The sequence below is a fragment of the Massilia aquatica genome (genome assembly GCF_011682045.1).
Classification (GTDB): domain Bacteria; phylum Pseudomonadota; class Gammaproteobacteria; order Burkholderiales; family Burkholderiaceae_D; genus Telluria_A; species Telluria_A aquatica.
This window is the reverse complement of the sequence record NZ_VVIW01000078.1, coordinates 1-622: the sequence shown is the minus strand read 5'-3', so window position 1 is coordinate 622 and position 622 is coordinate 1. Positions and strand designations below refer to the sequence as shown.

The 622-nt window shown below is 51.4% G+C and carries 1 rRNA gene; it reads left to right on the top strand.

Features of this window, described 5'->3' with window-relative positions:
- Nucleotides 1-622 (top strand): 23S ribosomal RNA (locus F1609_RS33955); the annotation flags it as partial.

The following is a 622-nucleotide window of genomic DNA, read 5'->3' as shown; positions in this document are numbered from 1 at the left end:
GGCTAAAACAGTCAGGATGTTGGCTTAGAAGCAGCCATCATTTAAAGAAAGCGTAATAGCTCACTGATCGAGTCGTCCTGCGCGGAAGATGTAACGGGGCTAAGCCAGTCACCGAAGCTGCGGATATATGCTTGCATATATGGTAGGAGAGCGTTCTGTAAGCCTGCGAAGGTGTCTTGTAAAGGATGCTGGAGGTATCAGAAGTGCGAATGCTGACATGAGTAGCGATAATGGGAGTGAAAAGCTCCCACGCCGTAAGCCCAAGGTTTCCTGTTCAACGTTCATCGGAGCAGGGTGAGTCGGCCCCTAAGGCGAGGCAGAGATGCGTAGCTGATGGGAAGCAGGTTAATATTCCTGCACCGTCGTATGATGCGATGGGGGGACGGATCGCGGAAGGTTGTCCAACGGTTGGAAGTGTTGGTTTTTGACTCATAGAAGGCGCTTAGGCAAATCCGGGCGCGGAATTCAAGGGGTTGAGACGAGGAACTTAGGTTCTGAAGCAATCGGAAGTGGTTCCAAGAAAAGCCTCTAAGCTTCAGTCATACGAGACCGTACCGCAAACCGACACAGGTGGGCGAGATGAGTATTCTAAGGCGCTTGAGAGAACTCGGGAGAAGGAACT